Here is a 20,514-nt window from a genome sequence, read left to right as displayed (position 1 = left end):
GAACCTAGCTTTTCAATGCTCGGCTGATCCGGCTGCCTACCGATTGTGTCGCCAAGGCGGTCAAAACATCCAGCGCAGGTTGGGCTTCGGGTACAGCCTGGGCGAGGTAGGCCGCGACCGGGGTGAGGTCGGCGATTGCCTGATCGTCCAGGACGGGGTCCTGGTCGTGCACGGATCTGTCGGCGAGTTGGGCCAGGGCCTTTGCCGCGCCGGCGCGCATGTCCGGATCTGCGGCCAGCGCTTGCATCACGCGGGGTGCCAGGTTCATGAGCTGGTTGTAGGCGTCGCGTACCGCTCCCGTTTCGGGCAGGTGGCGATCGAGCGTGGTGCGCATCGCGGCAGCACCGCGACCGGGGCACATGACGCTGAGGCAGAACTCGATCAGCGCCGGTCCGTTCTCGACCATGACCTGTCGAGCCTCCTCGTACACGGGCTGGAATCCGCGGAGTTCCTCGCCGCGCGGCACCGGCTTGGAAGTCTCGATGGTGATGGACCGAACTTTGCGTTTGGCCGGATCGATGAAGTTGCGGGAGTAGGCGTAATCGTCCACCGACGCCGACACCGGGTAGAGCAGTGGCGGCGAAACACTTTGCTGCACTGTGTAAACGCTGCCTCGCACCCTGGTGATGGCGTCGCGCATCAAGCCCGCGGTGCGCCGGTACCAGTCCAGATCCTCGGCGGGCATGTACTCGCGATAGAGGTTGTCGTTCGGAACTCCGCGGTCCGGATGCGGAACCCGGAAGTTCATTGCCGGGTCGGTGGTCTGGTTGTCGTCGTCACCCCACGGGTAGGCGATGATCTCGCCGAAGGAATGCACGTCGACCATGCCGATGATGTGCGGGAAGACGTCGAGCAGCCAGCGGATGTTCCGGGTCTCCGGTTCCGAGAATGCCTGCGGCCCACGGTAAGTCTGATAGTCGCACGGGAACGCCGTGGTGCCGATACCGCTGTCGAACAGGAAGTCGTAATTGCGGTTCACATCGACACCGCGGCAGTCCGATCCGGGATTGTAGGAGCGGTTCTTGCGCCACATGCGGTCGGCGGACATCACGAATTCCCGCCCGTCCGGGTTCACCAGCGGAACAATGAAGATGTCCAGCGACTCCAGCAGGAGTCGCACGGTGCTGTTGCTGTAGGTGACCGGCCCGAAGGTGAGATCGGTGTCCTTCCGGTAGGCGGAGGTCAGGTGATACATCCAGTGGCACAGCAGGTCTGGATTGATCAGCTCACGGGCATGCGCGCCGCCGAGCAGCAGCACCCCGTCCCGCTCGGCCCGGTCTCCGGCGCGGATACGCAGCGCACTGATGGGTCTGCCCTCCACCGAAGTCAACGGCAACTGCACCCTCGTACAGAAGGCCGGACTGAGGCGCACCATCGAGGAAATCCAACCCTCGATCTGGCTGTAGGTCAGATAACCGGCTGGGACAGAGAATGTTTCGACGTCTTGCGCTGCTATCGCGGAGGCCTTCGGCGGCGCGATCTCCAGCGGCGGGGTTTCGCGCACGGCCTGGACCGTGACGGTGTAACCGTCCTCCGCGAGACCGCCGATCTCCGCCACCGAAAGATATCCCGCAATCGTCACCGCGTCGTCCGCTCCGGCCACGGTCGCCCGGAACAGATCGAGCCCCCGCCCGGACAGTGCGCGCATAGCGGCCGCACTTTCCGCCGAAACTTCAACGAAGTAGCGCTGAACACGCGGTTCCTGATCTGCCATCACTCCCCCTGGGCCGCCCGAGTCTTTCCCTCACCCTGCCCGGAAATCCCCGCCCAGCCAACACCCCGGTCCACCCAACGGTCCCTGATCACGGAGGAAACCGTGGCACACGATTCATCCTTCAGGTGCGCTCACACCTCGGCGGAAGGATCGACCAACCGTGCCGAGATGGTGCTCTTCAGCTCAGCCATAGTCTTGGTGAAAGCTGTTTCGATGTCGACGTCGTAGCGATGAGCCAGAATCAGAACAGACCAAAGGCAGTCGGCCAGTTCATGTTCCAACGCTGCCCGACCGCCCGGGATGGCGCGGGTGCCTTCCGCCGCCATAACGAGCTTGGCGAGATCCCCTACATCGCCGACGAAGCCCAGCATGAAGTCCTGCCGAGTCCATGTCCGGCCCCGCTCGGCGAGGTTCAATTCGTCGTAGAGGTCGTGCACTTCAACGGCACGCGCCTGGAGATCCTGAATGTCCACACAGCAAGGTCTACCAAGACAGCATCGGCCTACACGACGAAACCGGTCGGCGAATTCGCTGGCGGTCCAGGGTTGCTGTTCGTATGCTCCTTCGGTTCGAACGAGACGTGAGGGAGACGGTGCGGTGGCCGTGGGCGAGGCGGCGTGGCAGGCGCTGGCGGAACGGATCGCGGGGCGGTTGGTGCGCCCCGGCGACCCCGGCTACGACGATGCCCGCGCCTTGCAGATACGCGAATTCGACACGGTGCGGCCCGCCGGCGTGTGCTACTGCACGACCGTGGACGATGTGCGCGAGGCCGTGTCGTTCGCCCGAACGCACGGACTGCCTGTCGCCGCGCGTTCCGGCGGGCACAGTTGCGCCGGGCACTCCACCACCGACGGGCTGGTCATCGATCTCACCGGGATCGCCGGGGTGCGGCGGGAAGGGACGCTGATCCGGGCGGGTGCGGGCATCCAGACCATCGACCTGCTCGAAGAAACGGTCCCCGACGGGTGGGTGATTCCGGCGGGCACCTGCGCCACGGTTGGGCTGGCCGGGCTCACGCTCGGCGGCGGCATCGGGATCGCCACCCGTAAGTACGGGCTGACCTGCGACCGGGTGCGCGAGATCCAGCTCGTCGTCGCCGACGGCAGCGTCCTCACCTGCGACGAACAACGGCATGCCGATCTGTTCTGGGCGTTGCGCGGCTGCGGCGGCGGCAACCTGGGCATCGTCACCGAACTGGCGCTGGAGGCGGTTCCGGCGGCTCCCGTCACCAGCTACAGCCTGAGCTGGGACTGGTCCGACGCGGCGCGCGTATGGGACGCGTGGCAAGGCTGGGCACCGCATGCGCCCGACGATCTGGCCTCGAATGTGCGCTTCGCGCTGGAACATCCGGAAGCCGGCGAGCAGCCGGAGGTCATGGTGCTCGGTGCCTGGCTCGGCGACCCGGGCGAACTGCCAGTGCTGCTGGACGATTTGCGACACAGAGTCGGCCGAGAACCGGAAGCGGAGTTCCTGCACACCGGTTCATACGACGACACGTTACGCACGTGGATGGGATGCGCAGAACTCACTCGCGCGCAATCACATCGAGTCGGCACGAATCCCGAAGCACGGTTGCCCCGTGAAGGCTGGCATCGCGAGCGTGGACACTTCGTGCCCGAAACCATTCCCGCCGAAGGCATTCAGCAGGTCCTGACCGCGTTCGCCGACGCGCAGGCGGGAGATCAGATTCGCGCACTCGAATTGGGCGCGATGGGCGGGGCATGCAATCGTATCCCCGCCGACGCAACCGCTTTCGTACACCGCGACCATCTGTATTACGCCGGTCTGGTGGTGGAGTCCCACGGCGAGATCACCGACGAACTGCGCGCGAGCGGCTCCGCATGGATCGACACCTGCGAACCGATCCTGCGCCGCTGGTCCTCCCCCTACACGTACCAGAACCTCCCCGACCCGGCCCTGACCGACTGGCGCACAGCCTATTACGGCGCGAACTACCCCCGCCTGGCCGAGATCGCACACCGCTACGACCCGGAAGGATTCTTCCGACGCCCCCAGTCCCTCAGCGCGTCGTAGTGGTCCTCCGCCACTGCTCGGAGCCTGCCTGTAAACATTGCCGAATCTCGTGGCTCGGCACGACCGCACCACGAGCTCGCTTGCCGCATCGGATATCGCGCGACGAGGACGTTCAGGCCCTGCTTTCCACCAGTCTCTGCAACAGCCTGTCGCGCACGACCGCCGGCAGTAGGCCGACCGTGTCTCCGCCTGATGCGGCGATCTCTTTGACGAGCGAGCTGGACAGGAAGCCGTAGGCCGGGTCGCTGGCGATGAAGAAGGTGTCCACGTCGGTGAGGGTGCGGTGGGTCTGCGCCATGGACTGTTCGTAGTCGACATCGCCGCGGCGCAAACCCTTTAACGATCGCGGTGATCCCCTGCTCGCGCGCGAAATCCACCAGGAGACCCGACCACGACGCTACCCGTACGTTGCCGAGGTGGGCGGTAACCTCACGCAGCATCGCAATGCGCTCATCCAGGGTGAACATGGTGGTCTTGGTCGAGTTCACCATGACCGTGACCACCAGCTCGTCGAATTGCGCGGCGGCCCGCTCGAATACGTTGACGTGTCCGTTGGTCACCGGGTCGAAAGAGCCGGTGCACAGGGCTTTCGACCGCACTAGAGGTGCAAGGCGACGGGGCCGGAATCGGTCTTCCAATATTTCCGGTTCAGTTGTGCGGTGCCGGTGCCTTCGGTGTAGGGCACGAGCACGGGCATTCCGTTGGTCGGTTTCAGCACGACGGACCAGGTTTCCACCCGGCCGGTGCATTGCAGGGTCGCCCCGGGCGGGGAGCTGGTCAGCTGGATAGTGCCGCTGCCATTGGTCCCCATCTGCGCGGAGACGTCGAGGTAACCGATGCCCGCCTCGCACAGATAGGTGCCGGTGGCCTGCAAGCCCTCCGGGGCGGGCGTGACCACGGAATTCAACGTGATGAACTCGTCCTCGGGAGCGGCACTGGCCGGGGTCGTGCACAATATCGTGGCCGCGGCTCCCGCCACCGCCACCAGCGCACCTCTGCTACCGAACATTGCGGTCCTCCTGACCGATGCCACGAGAATTCGACCTCGATCGTAATCGGCCCCTCCCCGCCCGGGCCGATTCCGGCAACTGCCCCGCCCCGATCACCTTTACAGTGTCGGCATGTCCGAGGGTGAACGCAGCGCAGGCCAGGTCGAACTCATCGGGCCGGTTGCCGGGGTGTTCACGTATGCGGTGGCGGCCGCACTCGTGGCCGCAGGACCTGTCGTCGCTGTGACCGGTGATTCGTTGTGGGATGGGTTGTGCCCGGGCATCGTCACCATGCCGATCGGCCTCGCGCTTGCGGTGACCACTTACCAATGGCGTTGGAACGCTGAACGATTCGACAAGGCAGCGGTCCACGCGACCGCGGAGATCATCGCGGTGCGGATAATCGAAGGCGGCGAGAATCCGGACGTGGCCGAGCTGAAGGTCCGGATCAGCGGCCCCGGTTTCGATACTTTCGAGGCGGACTGCGAGATACAGACCGGCGTCCCGTACCCGCGGACCGGCGACCGCCGCCACGTGCTCGTCGATCCGTCCGACCGCACCTTCGCGATCGGCTATGACCACCTGTTCGAACCCGACTGACTGCAGCCGCCCCGATCCGAGGCCCGGTCAGTCCAGCGCGGACGCCCACTCCGTGAGCACCTCGACGTATCGGTCCGGCTCGGGATCGTGCATCGTGTGCGGCGCGTCGAGCGAGGTGAAGGTGACCGGTTGACCGGTCGCCGCCAGCAGGCGACGGGCTTGCCGCGCCTGGACATCGGCCATCGCGCCCATGAGCCGGCCGGTGTCCGGGTCGGTCAGGTGGAAGTGGTGGGTCAGCAGGACCGGCACCCTGTTCTGCGCGAGCATCGTGGCGTGGTCGCAGCCCGCGTTGGCGGCGTCGGTGGCCCAGGCCTGCGCCCATTCGGGGTCGTACTCCTTCAGATGCTGCGGCGGCGTGGCCGCGGCACCCTTGCCGGTGCCGTCGCCGAACATGAAAGCGATACCCGGATGCAGGAACTCGGGCAGTTCCCGCGGCGCGGCGGCGACCATGCCGTCCCAGTCCCCGACCGACCATTGCGGTCCGAGCCATTTGGCCCACAACGCGAAAATCGGGCCGAGGGTCTGCATGATGCCGGGACCATAGGGCGGTGCCGCTTGCGAGGCGAACAGCGGCGGATCCTCGAGCATCGCGCCACGAATCCGCCCCGGTTGAGCGTACGCGGCCAGCCAAGCAGCGATCACTCCGCCAGAAGAGTTGCCCGCCACCAGAGTCGGCCGTCCGATCACGAGGTCGATGAATCGCTCGACATCGTTGCCCCAGGTGTTGAGGTTGTACCGGCCGGGCGTCCAGGTGGACCGCCCCTGCCCGCGCAGATCGATAGCGAAGACCCGAAATTCGTTCGCCAGCAGGCTGATTGCGTTCTCATATCCCCACCAGGACTCGCCCTGCGCGGGGATCAACAGCAGCGCAGGCGACGCAGGGTCACCCTCGGCGACATAGTTCATGCGGATCTCCCCGAGGTCCACGAGCTGCTCCTCGAACTTGTGCGCGACGAAGGTGTCCGCCCGGTCGGCGGCTTCGGAAATGCCCATGATCGTCGATCCTTTCTCAATGAGTGGACCGGCAGTCCCACAGTCCGCACGCCGGTGCGGCGGACCGAATGCTGGTGACCATCGGTATGAAGTCCACCGTAGAACCCACCTAGGACAGTTTCCGCCCTAGGTAATGATCAAGAGCATGGCGTCGTCCGATTGCCGCCAGCAGTCCGCGGGTGTCGGATCGATAGTGAGTCCATGACCACATCGTTCACCTCCGCACCCCGACTCGTACTAGAGCGCATGTACGCGGCCGAGGCCGAGTACTTCGCCGCCGGCGGTCCCGGCACGGCGTCGTTCAGCACGCTCGAACCGTTCTTCGCGGCGGATGTCGTGCTCCGGCAGGCGGATTCGCTCCCGTACGGCGGAATCTGGCGCGGACACGCGGGGCTCGACCAATTCTTCCGCGCCATGAGTGCGACCTGGGACCGCTTCGAGCTGAAAAGCCAAGTGTTCCTGTCCGAGTCGAACCCGCTCGTCGTCCGGACCCACGTGCACGCCAGGTCCCGCAGGACGGGTCGAGAGTTGGAATTTCCCATACTGCAAACGATTACCGTAGACGACGGTCGAATCACCGAAGTCAACCCCTTCTACTGGGACACCGCGGCGATCACCGCTGCCTGCTCCGGCTAGCCTCGGAATCGAAAAGCGGTTTGCCGGTTCCGGTATGCGCAGGATGATGGCAACATGCTCAGCCTGTTGTCCTGCGCCGATCCCCTCGCTCCGCGCCGCACGGATCCGCACTTCGCGGCAGAAACGCTGGCCGCACGCGAACTCGGCGCGACGGTCGGCCTGCTCGATCTGGACGCGCTGCTGAGCGGGGACACCGCGGCGGCGGTGCGCAAGGTCCCGCGCGATAGCGGCCCCGCTTGGTATCGCGGCTGGATGATTCCCGCGCTCGCCTACGCGGTTTTGGCCGAGGCACTCGCCGCTCGCGGCACGCCGCTGATCGTCGACGCCGCGACCTATCGGACGGCACACGAATTACCCGGCTGGTACCCAACATTCGCCGCCGTGACGCCCGCGAGCCGATGGCTGCCGGGCCCGTGGGGCCGCGTCCCCGACGCTGCCGCGCTCGCCGAGTTGGCGGCCCCGCTCGGCAACGGGCCGGGAATTGTGAAGGACTACGTGAAATCCGCCAAACACCGGTGGGAAAAAGCCTGCTACATCCCGGATCTCACCGATATCCCCCGCGTGCAGCGAGTCGTCGCCGCCTTCGTCGCCGAACAAGAAAAGTACCTCGCCGGCGGCATAGTCCTGCGCGCATTCGAATCCTTCGGCTCCAGCACACACCGAGCGCCGGAGGCCCGGGTGTGGTGGCTGGACGGCAAACCACTGCTGGTCGGCGCACACCCCGACACCCCCGACGAGCACCCGGAACCCGCGCTCGCCCACATCGCCCCGCACGTCGAGCAACTGCCCGCCCGTTTCGTCACCACCGACCTCGCCATGCGAACAGACGGCGTCTGGCGTGTCGTCGAGGTCGGCGACGGCCAAGTCTCCGACCTGCCCGCCGGCGTCCCCCCGGAACGACTCCTCGCGCCGTTGCTCAACGCCCCACGATGATCAGCAGGCACGCGCAGAGTCCCCGCACCGTCGATGAATAGATACGCTGGGGCCACTATGAGTCAAACTCGCGTTGTCACCCAGCATCCCTTCGACGCCGCCGTCGAGCTCACGCCCATCGATGAGGCGACGTTCACCGGGCGGACCACGCCGGAGTACGCGAATATGGTCGGGCCGTTCGGGGGAATCACCGCCGCCACGTTGATCCGGGCGGTGCAGCGGCATCCGGAGTGTCTCGGCGCGCCGTTGTCGCTCACCGTGAACTACGCGGGGCCGATCGCCGAGGGCCCGTTCGAGGTCAGCGCGATACCGGCCCGCACGAACCGGACCACCCAGCACTGGACGCTGACGATCACCCAGGACGGCGTCGTCGCCACCACAGCCACCGCACTCTTCGGTATCCGGCGGCAGACCTGGCAGCACACCGAGGCCGTCGCACCGCAGGCACCGCCCGCGGCCACGGTGCCGCCGGGACCGGTGCCGGACTTCCTGGCCTGGGTGAAGAACTACGACATGCGTTTCGTCACGGGCGGTCTCGTCGCGGCGGAGGGCGACGCCCTGCCGTCCTCGACGTCCACCCTGTGGGTGCGCGATCATCCGCCGCGGCCGCTGGACTATCCGGCGCTGACCGCACTGACCGACGTGTTCTTTCCGCGGGTGATGCTGCGCATCGGCCGGTTCGTCCCGGCAGGCACGGTCTCGCTGACGGTGTACTTCCACGCCGACGACGAACTGCTCGCCACGCAGGCCGACCAGCCGATCCTCGCCACCGCGCGCGGCCGCCGCTTCGGCAACGGCTTCTTCGATCACGCCGCGGAACTGTGGACACCCGGCGGGGCGCTGCTGGCCACGAGCCACCAGCTCGCGTATTTCAAGGACTGACTCGCCGCCGACCAAACCGGCGGCCCGAGCGGCGCGAATCCCTGGTAATGCCGCTGTGCACGGCGGCAGCTACGAGAGCATCCACGATTTGAGATCACGGCGATGGATACGACGAAGCGCCCTGCGCTGGGCACTGGCCACCACCCTGACCACGGCCGGTCTGACCGGCGCGGTCGGCACCGCGACCGCCGCACCGGCGGGCATCGTGTCGGTAACGGATGTCAACGATCGGCAGCAGACCGTCATGGTGTATTCGCCCGCGATGGACCGCCCGATCCCGATCCAGGTCATCCGGGCCGTCGACCGGGCGACCCCGCGGCCCACGATGTATCTGCTCAACGGTTCCGGCGGCGGCCCGAACGAGAGCGGCTGGGATGTGCAGACCGACGCGGTGAGTTTTCTGCGCGGTAAAGACGTCAATGTCGTCACGCCCTTCGGTGGCGCGAATTCCTATTACACCGACTGGGTCCGCGCGGACGCGGTGCTCGGTGACAACAAATGGCAGACGTTCCTGAACGAGGAATTGCCGCCGGTGATCGAAGAGTTCCTGGGCGCCAACGGAACTCGCACCCTCGCCGGTGTTTCGATGAGCGGGACCTCGGTGCTGAACCTGGCGATCGCCAAACCCGGCTTCTGGAACAGCGTGGCTTCCTACAGCGGGTGCGCGCAGACCTCGGACCCGATCGGCCAGGAATTCGTCCGGCTCACGGTGGAGAACTGGGGTGGCGGTCAAAGCGTCGAGAACATGTGGGGTCCGCGCAACGGACCACTGTGGCGCGCCAACGACCCGCTCGTCAACGCCGAACGTTTGCGTGGCACAGCGGTTTACCTGAGCTCGGGTAGCGGTATCGCCGCGGCTCCGCACGACACCCCTGGCGATCGCCGGGTGCAAGAAGGCCGAATTCCGTTGCCGGTGCAGATCGCGTTCGGCGGACCGATCGAGGCGGCGATCCACTACTGCACGGTGAATCTGACGAACCGCTTGCGCGAGTTGAACATTCCGGTGACCTTCGACGACCGCCCGGTGGGCACCCATTCGTGGGGCTATTGGGAAGACGATCTGCGCACGTCATGGCCTTTCCTGGCACAGTCGATCGGGATCGGCTGACCTACCTTGCCCGGGTGCTCCGCAATAGCTGGAATTGCTGCGCGGAGCACCGGGTTCACTCCCCGATTGTGGCCTGGCTTACATAATCGGCGCGCAGCCGCGTATTAAACAGCACACCCGCCGCACGCGCTTTTTCCCCGCGCGATTACGTACCGTGAAGTCATGCAGCTCGCCCGGTCCACCGATCTCGCCCTGCGGACCATGATGCGGCTGGCGGTCAGCGGCTCGGCCGACCATCGCGTTACCGCCAAACTCGTTGCCCGACAGGTTGATTCCTCGGAGCACCAGGTAGCGAAAGCGGTATCGCGACTCGCCGGACTCGGCTTCGTCGCCTCCTATCGCGGGCGCGGCGGCGGAATTTTCCTCACCGAGGCCGGCCGGGCCGCCACCGTCGGGCAGATCATCCGCGCCCTCGAAGGCGATGCCGAAGTGGTGAAATGCCTCGGCGAACCTCCGTGCCCATTGGCGGCCAATTGTCGTTTGCGACGAGTTCTCCAGGACGCGAAAGAAGCGTTCTATCGCGAGCTGGACAACTACCACCTCGCCGATCTGGTGAGCCCCCGCATCGTCGAGTTGCTGCACCTGCCCGCCATTGCCCTGCCCGGGCAAGAGAATTGAGGAGAAGCCATGCCCACCGCGACCGGTTCGCCCAGCGATATCGCCCCGGAACTGGAACCCGCTCACCAGGCGGTGATCCGCGCTACGCTGCCGCTGATCGGCACCCGGATCGACGCGATCACGCCGCTGTTCTATCGCAAGATGTTCGCCGCACACCCGGAGCTCGGCCGCGATCTGTTCAATCGCGGTAACCAGGCGCAGGGCACCCAGCAGCGCGCGCTGGCCTCGTCCATCGTCACCTTCGCCCGGCATCTGGTCGACCCGGAGCTGCCGCACCCGGTCGACCTGCTCTCGCGCATCGGGCACCGGCACGCCTCGCTCGGCGTCACCGCGGCTCAGTACGACGTCGTGCACCGGCACCTGTTCGCCGCCATCGTCGAGGTGCTCGGCCCGGAGGTGGTGACCGAGGCGGTCGCGGCGGCCTGGGACCGCGTCTACTGGCTGATGGCCACCGCCCTCATCGACTTGGAAGCGGGGCTCTACGACGTGGCCGGGGTCGCGCCGGGCGACGTCTTCCGCCGCACCGTCGTGGTCGATCGCATCGAGGATCCGTCCGGCGTGGTGACTTTCGTCGTCGAATCGGCCGACCGCGGGCGTGCGCTGCCGGTTTTCCTTCCGGGCAGCTATATTTCGGTCGGCGCGGACCTGCCAGACGGTGCGCGCCAGCTCCGTCAGTACAGTCTGGTCGAGGCGCCCGGCACCGGCCGCTACGCCTTCACGGTTCGCATGGTCGCAGCCGAGCCGGACGCCCCCGCGGGTGAGGTCTCGTCCTGGCTGCACGACACCATCGGCGTCGGCGATCGCCTCGAGATCACCTTGCCCTTCGGCGATCTCACCCTCGACACCGCCGCCGACACCCCCGTGGTGCTGATCTCGGCCGGAGTCGGCATCACGCCCATGGCGGGCATCGTGGCCTATTTGGCCGCCAACACACCGGACCGGCCCACCATCGTGCTGCACGCCGACCGTTCCGCCGCCGACCATCCACTCCGCGAGCGCGTCCGTGCGCTGTGCGACGGACTTCGAAACGTCCGCCTGCACACCTGGTATCAGGACGAGGGACACGGTCGCGTCGACCTCACCGACATCGCATTGCCGGACGACGCGGACTACTACCTGTGCGGCGGCCACGCCTTCCTGCGGTCCGTGCGCGCGCAGTTACTGGCCGCCCGGATACCCTCCGGCCGAGTGCATTTCGAATCCTTCGCACCCAATGACTGGCTGCTCGGCGAATAGCGCGCGCCGCTCAGCACTCGACGACGGCGACAGCCAAGCCGCCCTGCGAGGTCTCCTTGTATTTGTCGAGCATGTCCGCCCCGGTGGCGCGCATGGTCTGGATGACCTGATCGAGCGAGACGTGGTGGTGCCCGTCGCCGCGAATCGCCATGCGCGCCGCGGTGATCGCTTTCACGGCCGCGATGCCGTTGCGTTCGATGCACGGGATCTGCACGAGGCCACCGATGGGATCGCAGGTCAAGCCGAGGTTGTGTTCCATGCCGATCTCGGCGGCGTTCTCGATCTGTGCCGGGGTGCCGCCGAGCACGGCGGCGAGTCCGGCGGCGGCCATCGCGCACGCGGAACCGACCTCGCCCTGGCACCCCACCTCGGCGCCGGAGATCGACGCGTTCTCCTTCATCAGCTGGCCGATCGCGCCCGCGGTGAGCAAGAACTCGACCACCCTGTCCTCGGCATCGGTGACGAACTGCTGAATGTAGTGCAGCACAGCCGGAATGATCCCCGCGGCGCCGTTCGTCGGCGCGGTGACGACCCGCCCGCCCGCGGCGTTCTCCTCGTTGACGGCCATCGCGTACAGCGTGACCCATTCCATCGCGCGCAGCGGATCGTTGTCCTCGGCTTCGGCGCGCAGCCGGTCGAACAGGGTCGCGGCGCGGCGGCGCACCCGCAGCGTGCCCGGCAGCACCCCGGTGCTCGACATGCCGCGCTCGACGCACCCCTGCATGACCGCCCAGATGGCGAGCAGATCCGCGCGCACCTGATCGCCGCTGCGCCTGGTCATTTCGTTGGCCAGGACGAGTTCGCTGATGGATCGGCCGGTGGCCGCGGTGAGCGAGAGCAATTCGTCCGCCGACCCGAACGGGTAGGGCACCTCCACCGGCGTTTCGGCCGCACGGCCGTCGATCTCGTCCTCGTCCAGGACGAAGCCGCCGCCGATCGAGTAGTACCGGCATTCGAGCAGTACCCGTCCCACCGCATCACGGGCGGCGAACAGCATGCCGTTGGTGTGGAACGGCAGCCTGGTACGCGCCAGCAGCTCGATGTCCTCGTCCATCGCGAACGAGATCGGTTGCGCCCCACCGAGATAAATCCGCGCGTCGGCGCGCGCCTCGGCCACGATATCGCGCATCGTGTCCGGATCGACGGACTCCGGACGGGCCCCGGCCAGTCCGGCCACGATCGCCTCCACGCTGCCGTGGCCCCGTCCGGTCGCGCCGAGCGAGCCGTACAGCAGCACCCGCAGCGCGGCCGTATCGTGCAGCACGCCGGTGCCTTTCAACCGATCGACGAACGCACCCGCGGCGCGCATCGGCCCGACGGTGTGCGAACTCGACGGACCGATGCCGACCTTGAACAGGTCGAAGACGCTGATGGTCACGCGAGCTCCCGCGCGGCGTCGGTGGCCGACGGGAGGTGCTGGCGCATCCCGGCATAGAGCGGGAATTTCTGCGTCAAGACCTCCACCCGCACGCTGAATTCGCGCCAGGGCCGCCCCACCCGCAGGGCCGTCGCGATGATATCGGCGACCTCGACGAAGGCCGCGCGGTCGAAACCGCGCGCGGCCAGCGCAGGCGTGCCGATCCGGAGGCCGGAGCTGACTATCGGCGGGCGCGGGTCGAACGGAACGGCGTTGCGATTCACCGTGATTCCCACGCTGTGCAGCAGATCCTCGGCCTGTTTGCCATCCAGCTCGGCGGCGCGCAGATCCACCAGCACCAGGTGTACGTCGGTGCCACCGCTGACCAGTCCGATACCGGCGGCGCGGCAGTCCTCGGCGAGCAGCCGGTCCGCGAGCAGCCGCGCACCCGTCAGGGTGCGTTCCTGGCGGTCGCGGAAGGCCGGCTCGGCCGCCATCTTGAACGCGACCGCCTTCGCCGCGATCACATGCTCGAGCGGCCCGCCCTGCTGGCCGGGGAACACCGCGGAATCGAGCTTCTTGCCCAATTCGGCGGTGGCGAGGATGAATCCGCCGCGCGGGCCGCCCAGGGTCTTGTGCGTGGTCGAGGTGACCACGTGCGCGTGTGGCACGGGCGAGGGATGCAATCCGGCCGCGACCAAGCCGGCGAAATGCGCCATGTCGACCATCAGGTACGCGCCGACCTCGTCGGCGATGCGCCGGAACTCGGCGAAGTCGAGGTGCCGGGGATAGGCCGACCAGCCCGCCACGATCAGCTTCGGCCGATGCTCGCGCGCGAGCCGCGCCACCTCCGCCATGTCGATCAGCTGGTCTTCGGCCCGAACATGGTACGCCGCAACGTCGTACAGCCGCCCGGAGAAGTTGATCTTCATGCCGTGGGTGAGGTGACCACCGTGGTCCAGCGCCAGCCCGAGGATGCGATCGCCGGGACGCAGCAACGCGTGCATCACCGCCGCATTCGCCTGCGCCCCCGAATGTGGTTGCACGTTGGCGTATTCCGCGCCGAACAGCGCGCGCAGCCGGGTGAGCGCGAGCGACTCCAGCTCGTCGACGTGCTCGCATCCGCCGTAGTAGCGGCGGCCCGGATAACCCTCGGCGTACTTGTTGGTCAGCACCGTGCCCTGCGCCTGCATGACGGCCAGGGGTGCGTAGTTCTCCGAGGCGATCATTTCCAGGCCGTGCTGCTGCCTGCCGAGTTCGCGGCCGACCAATTCGGCGACGAGCGGATCGAATTCGTGCAGCGGCACGTCGAGGTCGGTGCGGAGAGCCGGGTCTGCCATAGGGAGCCTTTCGTCGACGCGGGTCGCGCGCGTGGGTGTGGCTCCTCCCGCTCTGTCCTATGGCCTGAGAGATTCACGCGGACCGCGCTTGCCCCGTCGGCGAGTGTCGGTGCGGACACTACTTTTCAGAGTTGCCCGAGGCGCGGCGGTACTGGGCCTGAGAGATTCCCGGGAGGTGTTGCTCCTTCGGCTCTCCGTCACGAAGATGGAGATCTCCCGCCGCGTGTGAGGCGATTATGCAGTTGTTGCATATAGCGCAACAACTGCCCTATATGGGACTCAGTATTGTCGGCGAGCGCGCGCGTTGTCAACGCCGGAGCGCATCCGGAAAGCGTGGTTCGTCAGCCGTAGTAGCCGAGCCTGCGGCTGATGTCCGCGGCGCTCGCGATCGCCAGTTCGGCCATCGCGGCGAACCGGTCCGGACCGAGCCGGTAGGACGGGCCGGACACGCTCAGCGCGGCGACGATCACGCCGTTGTTGTCCAGGACCGGCGCGGCCACCGCGTTCAACCCGATCTCGAGCTCCTCGCACACGCTGGCCCAGCCGTTCTCGCGGACCTCGACCAGCTGGGTCGCCAGGTCCGCGACCTTGGTGACGGTATGCGGCGTGTAGGCCGTCAGTTTGGTGCCCACCCGCTTGCGCATGTCCGCCGGTTCCAGACCAGACAGCAGCACCTTGCCACTGGACGTGGCGTGCGCCGGGCAGCTCTGCCCGACCCAGGAGCGCAACGCGATCGAGCCGGTACCCGCGGCCTCGACGATGTTGATGATCCGATCACCGTCCAGCACAGCAATATTCGTGGTCTCCCCCGATTCGGCGGCCAGCGCGTTGCACGCGCCCTGGCTCTGCCCGACGAGATCGACCTGGGCGCTGGTGGATCCGGCGAGCCGGACGATGGAGAAGCCGAGCCGGTACTTGCCCCGATCGGAGAGCTGCTCGACGTAGCCGCGCGATTCCAGCACGGCGACCAATCGCGACACGGTAGATTTGTGCACGCCCAGTTCGGCGGCGATCTCCGTGACGCCGGCCTGCCCGAGCTTGGCGATGATCTCCATCACGAGCAGGGCGCGATCGACGGACTGCACCGCGGCCGCCCGCCCTCGTTCCTCGCCGTCTCGATTCGCCATGACACCGCCATTCTAAGCCGAGGTTGCTGCGCGAACACGGACACGTCGCTGCACGGCGGCTGTCTCGCGCAGCGCCTCGTTGAGCAGGCTCCGATTCAGCGGCGACAGCTCCGACATCAGCACCACGTCGCCGGGGTGGTGGCCCGCGGACAACTGCCCGACCTGATGCACCATCCGCATGCGCTGCAACGTCACGAAAACCTCGGTGAGCACGGTGGCGTCGCGTTCGGTGAGCACCCCGGCCGCGGCGGCCGCGCTGAGCCGCTCGGGTGTGCTCGCGGCGGTCAGGCCCGCGGCGAGACCGCCCCAGCGGGCCAGGTTGACGATGGGCACCAGCGCGTGCGTCTTCAGATCGAACGTGCCGCCGCGCCGCGAGAGCACATCCCGCAGCGACCGGGCACGAACCTTCCCGGACAACGCGTCCAGCAATTGCAGGCGCAACGCGTCGGGATGCTCGGCGGCCATCCGTCCGAAGGCCGCGGGCACCGCACGCAGCCGGGGATCGCCCCACACCACGCGTCCGTCGATGAGCAGCGAGGACATGATGAGACCCCGCCCGTGCAGCGGGTCGTCGAGCCAATGGGCCGCAGCCGTCGTCCATTCGCGCTGTGACCGCGCGAATTTCGGTTTGGCGGCGATCGCCCCGTTGCTGTCCGCCGGTAACCCGCACGCGTCGAGGATGGCGTGGGTGCGCTGTGCGATTGCGCGCAGTTGTCCACTCGCGGTGGACAACTCGTCGACCCAGCAGAGCGCGCTGTCCACATCCGAGGACGGCATCGCCTCGCGCCGGGCGATGCTGCCGAGGGTCAGCCAGGAGAATCCACCGGCGGGCGCGTCCGCGAACTCGGCGCGGGCGAGCTCTAGCGCCTTGCGGATCACCGCATCGACCACCACCGACAGGATGCCGCTCGTCGCGGACGCTTTGGTGCCGTTGCGGAACAGATCCACGGTGGTACCCGGGATTTCGCGGGCCACCCATTGCAACTGCGCCGGGTCGGTCGCCGCGCCGATGGCCCGGCGCAGCGTGAAACTCTGCCGGGCCGAGGCCGCGAGCAGATCCGAATCCTCGAGCACGCCGAGCACCTCGCCCCGCCGGGTGACGACCGGCAGGTGCCGCAATCCGCAGTCGAGCATCTCCATCAGCACGGCCTCGCCGGTCAGGTCCGCGGTGACCCGGCGCGCCGGCGCGCTCATCACCCGCGCGATCGCCACGTCGACCGGTAGTCCCGCCGCCACCACCCGGGCGCGCAGATCCTGGTCGGTGAAGATGCCGAAGTCGCCGTCGGGCAACCGGATCAGCACCGACGAGACGTGCCGCTCGGTCATCCGGACCACCGCGTCGCGAACGCTGGTCTGCGGCGTCACGAAAACCGGTGCGCTCGAGACGAGTTCACCGGCCGGCCGGCTGCCGAGCGCCGGCGAGACCGCGGCGCGGTTGCCGGACCAAGTCTTCCAGTTCGACGAGGCCAGGAACGCGAGTCCGTCCGGTTGCGCGAACCACACCCGGACCAGTTCGCCCGGCAGCCGGATCAGCAGACTCGGTTCGATTGCCAGCGCGACGAATTCGGCGCTGCCGCCGGTGAGCAGCGGCACGTAGCCGAAGATCCCGCCGCGCTCGACGGTGTCGATGGCGCGATCACCGTCGGCGCCGCCGCTGGGCCGCAGCGCGACCCGCCCCTGCCACAGCATCCAGATCTCGTCGGGCACCTGCGTCGAGTAGTCGCGGATCACGGCGCCCGCCGCGAATTCGTGCAGGGTCGAGGCCGCGGCCAACCGGTCGAGTTCGGCGCGCGGCATCGACTGGAACGGCGCGTGTCCGCCGAGGAACGCCGCTAGTTCGCCCTCCGCAGGCATTTCCGGCTCACGTCGCCCTGATGAGATCCGCGCACTTCTCCGCCATGGCCATGACAGTAATGTTCGGGTTCACCGCGGGCAATTTCGGCATCGCCGACGCGTCCACCACCCGTAATCGCGACACCCCCTTCACCCGTAGCTCGGAATCGAGCACCGCCATCGGGTCCTCCGGCGCGCCCATCCTGGCGGTTGCGGCCGGGTGATAGACCGTGTTGTGCGTGGCGTGGATATAGCTCAGCAGTTCGTCGTCGGTGCTCGCCTCGGGTCCCGGTGCCAGTTCCCTGGCGATCCACGGCCGCAGCGGCGACTGCTCGGCGATCTTGCGCGCCAACCGGATTCCGGCGAGCATGACCCGCTCGTCGTGGCCGTCGGGGTCGGTGAAGTAGCGCGGATCGACCTTCGGCCGGTCCCGGAAATCCCTGCTGCGCAACCGCACCGTGCCCCGCGAGCGGCCCTGGGTGACGTTGGGCGTCAGGCAGAAGCCGTTGTCGGTGGTCGGATAGCCGTGGCGCAGCGTGTTCATATCGAACGGCACGCTGCCGTAATGCATCATCACGTCCGGCAGGCGCAGGGTGTCGTCGGTGGTGGCGAACAGACCGATCTCCCACCACTGGGTGGACGCGTCGACCATCGGCCGCGCCGCCTCCCAGAACACCAGTCCCTCGACATGGTCGTCGAGGTTGGCGCCCACGCCCGGTGCGTCGACCCGCACCGGAATGCCGATCTCGCGCAGGTGCTCGGCGGGGCCGATGCCGGAGAGCAACAACAGTTTCGGGGTATCGATGGCGCCGGCGGTGACGACGACCTCACGCCGGGCCGAAACACTGTCGTAGCCGGTGCGATCGGGCCGCTGATACCGCGCACCGGTCGCGTTGCGCGCGTCGTCGAACAGGATCTCGCTGACCCAGCAATCGGTGCGCACCACCAGATTCGGGCGCGAATCCAGCACGGGATGCAAGTACGCGTGCGATGTCGACATGCGCGTACCGTCTTCCGCCGCATTGATCTGGAACCATCCCGCGCCGTTGCGCACGGTGGCGCCCCGGTTGAACTGCACGGTCGGCAAGCCCACCGCCGCAGCCGCTTCCAGCACCGCCTGCCCGCAGGGGTCAACGGGCGGCACATCGCGCAGCCGGACCGGGCCGGTGCGGCCGTGCTGCGGGCCGGGGGCGTCGTTGTTCTCCAATCGCGTCACGTAGGGCAGCACCTCGGCCGCACTCCAGCCCTTCGCGCCGAGCGCGGCCCACTCGTCCAAACCCTCCGCGGGCGGCCAGAACGCGATACAGGAGTTGTGCGAGGAACATCCGCCGAGCACCTTCGCGCGGGCATGCCGCAGAAAACTGTTCCCGCGTTCCTGCGGCTCGACCAGGTAGTCCCAGTCGTAGCCGGAGTCCAGCAGATGCATCCACCGGTCGAGTTCGAGGATGGCCCGGTCGCCGACGTCGGAGGGGCCCGCCTCCAGCAAGCACACCGACACGTCGGGGTCCGCGCTGAGCCGGGCGGCGAGCACGCAACCCGCGGTACCGCCACCCGCGATCACATAGTCGAACACCGAGTCAGACATCGTGGCGCACCTCCGCGGCGTGTGCAGCAAGCGTTCCGATTCGTTTGCGGCCCTTGATCCCGTACCAGACGAGCCCGGCCGCCAGGATCGCACCGATATAGACGAACGCACCCCAGGTGTTGTACCAAGGTGTGCCGTAGACGGATCGGCGCGGCCAAGCCAGGTTCAACGCCATGCCGACACCCCAGACCACGGCGACGATATTGACCACCACGCCCCAGCGTCCCATCGTGAAATACCCGCCCGCGGCAAGCTCTTTCGGCGGCCACTGCCCGCGCAACCGCCGGCTCAGCATCGGTCCGGTCACCATCAGGTAGGCCAGATAGATCATGATGATCGCGATCGAGGTCAGCACCGTGAAGATCTTCGGCTGGCCGATGTTGACCACCAGGATCAACGCGGCGAGCACACCGATCAGGACCGCGGGGATCACCGGCGTCTGCGTCTTCGGATGCACCCGGGCCAGCTTCTCGCCGAACGGCAACGCGTTGTCCCGGGCCATCGCGAAGGTCAGCCGGATGGCGGCGGTGTGCACGGCCAGCGAGCACACCGTCACCGCGATCACGATGCAGCACAGGAAGATCGTGCCCAGCGGGCCCCACATCACCTGTTCCACAATGTATTGCAGGCCACCGCTGGAGCTGCCGATCTGCGGATCGGCCAGATCGGGCGCCGCCATCACCGCGAACGCCAGGATCGCCCCGCCGATCACGAACGAGGCCAGCACCGCCCGCAGGATCGCCTTGGGCGCCGTGCGCCGCGGTTCCACGGTCTCCTCCCCCAGCGAACTCGCGGTGTCGAAGCCGTACATCACGTACCCGGAGGCGAGCGAGGCCACGAGGAACGCACCGAGGTAACCACCGGCCTCACCCGCGCCGTAACCGTGCGTGGAGAAGAACACCTGCGGGCCACGAGTCGCGTTGGCCGCCAAGATGATCGCGATCAGCACCGCCGCGATCAGTTCGATGAACACGCCCGCGCTGTTGATCATCGCCATCAGCCGCACGCCGAGCGCGTTCACCGTGGTGGTGAACACGATCATGATCGTCCCGAGCAACACCGCGTTGGTGGCGTAGTCGTATTCACCGGTGCCGTCGCCGATGATCTGGAAACCGCTCCACAGTCGCGGCAGGTTCAGCTGCAGCGCCAGCACCACCGCGGCCAGCGTCACGATCGAGGCGGTCAGCATCAACCAGCCCGAGGACCAGCCTACGATTCTGCTGCCGAGTTGCTTGGACCAGTTGTAGACCGACCCGGCGACCGGGTAGCGCGCGGCGAGTTCCATGAAACACAGTGCGACCGCCAACTGCCCGACGAAAACGATGGGCCACGACCACAGATACGCCGGACCCGCGCTACCGAATCCGAAATAGAACAGCTGGAAGGTGCCGGTGAGTATCGAGATATAACTGACGCCCGCCGCGAAGCTGGCGAATTTCCCGATACTTCGATCGAGTGATTCCTTGTATCCGAAATCTTCCATTCCGCTGTCATCGGACACACTGCGTTCCGTGGCTACCATTGTCTAC

18 protein-coding genes, 1 pseudogene and 1 riboswitch are annotated in these 20,514 nt (G+C 67.3%); of the genes and pseudogenes, 8 read left to right on the top strand and 11 right to left on the bottom strand.

All coding sequences use genetic code 11. The features are described from left to right. Positions 1-4 precede the first annotated feature (4 nt). A complete protein-coding gene (locus TY25_RS28915; RefSeq protein WP_052383252.1) occupies positions 5-1,648 on the bottom strand; it encodes a M14 family zinc carboxypeptidase in 1,644 nt (547 codons plus the stop codon). Positions 1,649-1,845: 197 nt separating this feature from the next. After that, complete coding sequence (locus tag TY25_RS28910; RefSeq protein WP_042261212.1) at positions 1,846-2,187, bottom strand: MazG nucleotide pyrophosphohydrolase domain-containing protein; 342 nt, start codon at positions 2,185-2,187, stop codon at positions 1,846-1,848. A gap of 124 nt (positions 2,188-2,311) precedes the next feature. Here TY25_RS28910 and TY25_RS28905 point away from each other — a divergent pair, with 124 nt between their 5' ends. Continuing rightward, positions 2,312-3,748, top strand: a complete 1,437-nt coding sequence (locus TY25_RS28905) for an FAD-binding oxidoreductase (RefSeq protein ID WP_042261210.1) — start codon at positions 2,312-2,314, stop codon at positions 3,746-3,748. A gap of 112 nt (positions 3,749-3,860) precedes the next feature. On the opposite strand, the pseudogene coaD reads toward TY25_RS28905, so the two are convergent. Together coaD and TY25_RS28895 are read right to left on the bottom strand one after the other, a co-directional pair. After that, positions 3,861-4,347: pseudogene (coaD, locus tag TY25_RS28900) on the bottom strand (pantetheine-phosphate adenylyltransferase). Continuing rightward, the gene (locus tag TY25_RS28895; RefSeq protein WP_042261208.1) at positions 4,347-4,757 is read right to left on the bottom strand and encodes a hypothetical protein; all 411 of its coding nucleotides are present in this window, start codon (positions 4,755-4,757) and stop codon (positions 4,347-4,349) included. Before TY25_RS28895 ends, coaD begins: the two are co-directional and overlap by 1 nt. A 112-nt stretch (positions 4,758-4,869) precedes the next feature. Between TY25_RS28895 and TY25_RS28890 the strand changes: the two genes are divergently transcribed. After that, positions 4,870-5,337 (top strand): hypothetical protein, encoded by a 468-nt coding sequence (locus tag TY25_RS28890; RefSeq protein WP_042261207.1) that lies wholly within the window; start codon positions 4,870-4,872, stop codon positions 5,335-5,337. Positions 5,338-5,364: 27 nt separating this feature from the next. Here the strand turns inward: TY25_RS28890 and TY25_RS28885 are convergent, their stop codons facing one another. After that, positions 5,365-6,330, bottom strand: coding sequence for an alpha/beta hydrolase (locus tag TY25_RS28885; RefSeq protein WP_042261206.1), 966 nt, complete (start codon positions 6,328-6,330; stop codon positions 5,365-5,367). Between the two features lie 201 nt (positions 6,331-6,531). On the opposite strand from TY25_RS28885, the gene TY25_RS28880 reads away from it, so the two are divergent. The 6 genes from TY25_RS28880 (at position 6,532) to TY25_RS28855 (ending at position 11,743) form a co-directional block, all read left to right on the top strand. After that, complete coding sequence (locus TY25_RS28880) at positions 6,532-6,966, top strand: nuclear transport factor 2 family protein (protein WP_042261204.1); 435 nt, start codon at positions 6,532-6,534, stop codon at positions 6,964-6,966. A gap of 54 nt (positions 6,967-7,020) precedes the next feature. Further along, positions 7,021-7,899 carry an ATP-grasp domain-containing protein gene (locus TY25_RS28875; RefSeq protein WP_042261203.1) on the top strand — a complete coding sequence of 293 codons (879 nt, stop codon included), beginning with the start codon at positions 7,021-7,023 and terminating at the stop codon, positions 7,897-7,899. Between the two features lie 57 nt (positions 7,900-7,956). Then, positions 7,957-8,781 carry an acyl-CoA thioesterase gene (locus TY25_RS28870; RefSeq protein WP_042261202.1) on the top strand — a complete coding sequence of 275 codons (825 nt, stop codon included), beginning with the start codon at positions 7,957-7,959 and terminating at the stop codon, positions 8,779-8,781. 88 nt (positions 8,782-8,869) lie between these two features. Next, positions 8,870-9,889, top strand: a complete 1,020-nt coding sequence (locus TY25_RS28865; RefSeq protein ID WP_226887368.1) for an alpha/beta hydrolase — start codon at positions 8,870-8,872, stop codon at positions 9,887-9,889. Between the two features lie 162 nt (positions 9,890-10,051). Next, positions 10,052-10,507: an RrF2 family transcriptional regulator gene (locus tag TY25_RS28860; protein ID WP_042261201.1), complete on the top strand. Its 456-nt coding sequence runs from the start codon at positions 10,052-10,054 to the stop codon at positions 10,505-10,507. A gap of 9 nt (positions 10,508-10,516) precedes the next feature. Beyond that, on the top strand, positions 10,517-11,743 hold the full coding sequence (locus TY25_RS28855; RefSeq protein ID WP_042261200.1) for a globin domain-containing protein: 1,227 nt from the start codon (positions 10,517-10,519) through the stop codon (positions 11,741-11,743). A gap of 10 nt (positions 11,744-11,753) precedes the next feature. Here the strand turns inward: TY25_RS28855 and TY25_RS28850 are convergent, their stop codons facing one another. The 6 genes from TY25_RS28850 to TY25_RS28825 form a co-directional block, all read right to left on the bottom strand. Next, entirely contained in the window at positions 11,754-13,121 is a 1,368-nt protein-coding gene (locus TY25_RS28850; protein ID WP_042261199.1) for an L-serine ammonia-lyase, read from the bottom strand. After that, the gene (gene glyA / locus TY25_RS28845) at positions 13,118-14,440 is read right to left on the bottom strand and encodes a serine hydroxymethyltransferase (protein ID WP_042261198.1); all 1,323 of its coding nucleotides are present in this window, start codon (positions 14,438-14,440) and stop codon (positions 13,118-13,120) included. The genes TY25_RS28850 and glyA overlap by 4 nt, the downstream gene beginning before the upstream one ends. A 42-nt stretch (positions 14,441-14,482) precedes the next feature. Then, positions 14,483-14,579, bottom strand: a riboswitch (glycine riboswitch). Between the two features lie 202 nt (positions 14,580-14,781). Further along, positions 14,782-15,567, bottom strand: coding sequence for an IclR family transcriptional regulator (locus TY25_RS28840; RefSeq protein WP_042261197.1), 786 nt, complete (start codon positions 15,565-15,567; stop codon positions 14,782-14,784). A 12-nt stretch (positions 15,568-15,579) separates the two neighbouring features. Next, positions 15,580-17,421: a putative nucleotidyltransferase substrate binding domain-containing protein gene (locus tag TY25_RS28835; RefSeq protein WP_042261196.1), complete on the bottom strand. Its 1,842-nt coding sequence runs from the start codon at positions 17,419-17,421 to the stop codon at positions 15,580-15,582. A 7-nt stretch (positions 17,422-17,428) separates the two neighbouring features. Next, positions 17,429-18,985, bottom strand: a complete 1,557-nt coding sequence (locus TY25_RS28830) for a GMC family oxidoreductase (protein WP_042261195.1) — start codon at positions 18,983-18,985, stop codon at positions 17,429-17,431. After that, on the bottom strand, positions 18,978-20,507 hold the full coding sequence (locus TY25_RS28825; RefSeq protein ID WP_042261194.1) for an APC family permease: 1,530 nt from the start codon (positions 20,505-20,507) through the stop codon (positions 18,978-18,980). Before TY25_RS28825 ends, TY25_RS28830 begins: the two co-directional genes overlap by 8 nt. Positions 20,508-20,514: the final 7 nt, after the last annotated feature.

The organism is Nocardia brasiliensis NBRC 14402 (genome assembly GCF_000308475.2).
In the GTDB taxonomy this organism is placed as follows: domain Bacteria; phylum Actinomycetota; class Actinomycetes; order Mycobacteriales; family Mycobacteriaceae; genus Nocardia; species Nocardia brasiliensis.
This window is presented reverse-complemented; position numbering and strand designations above follow the sequence as displayed.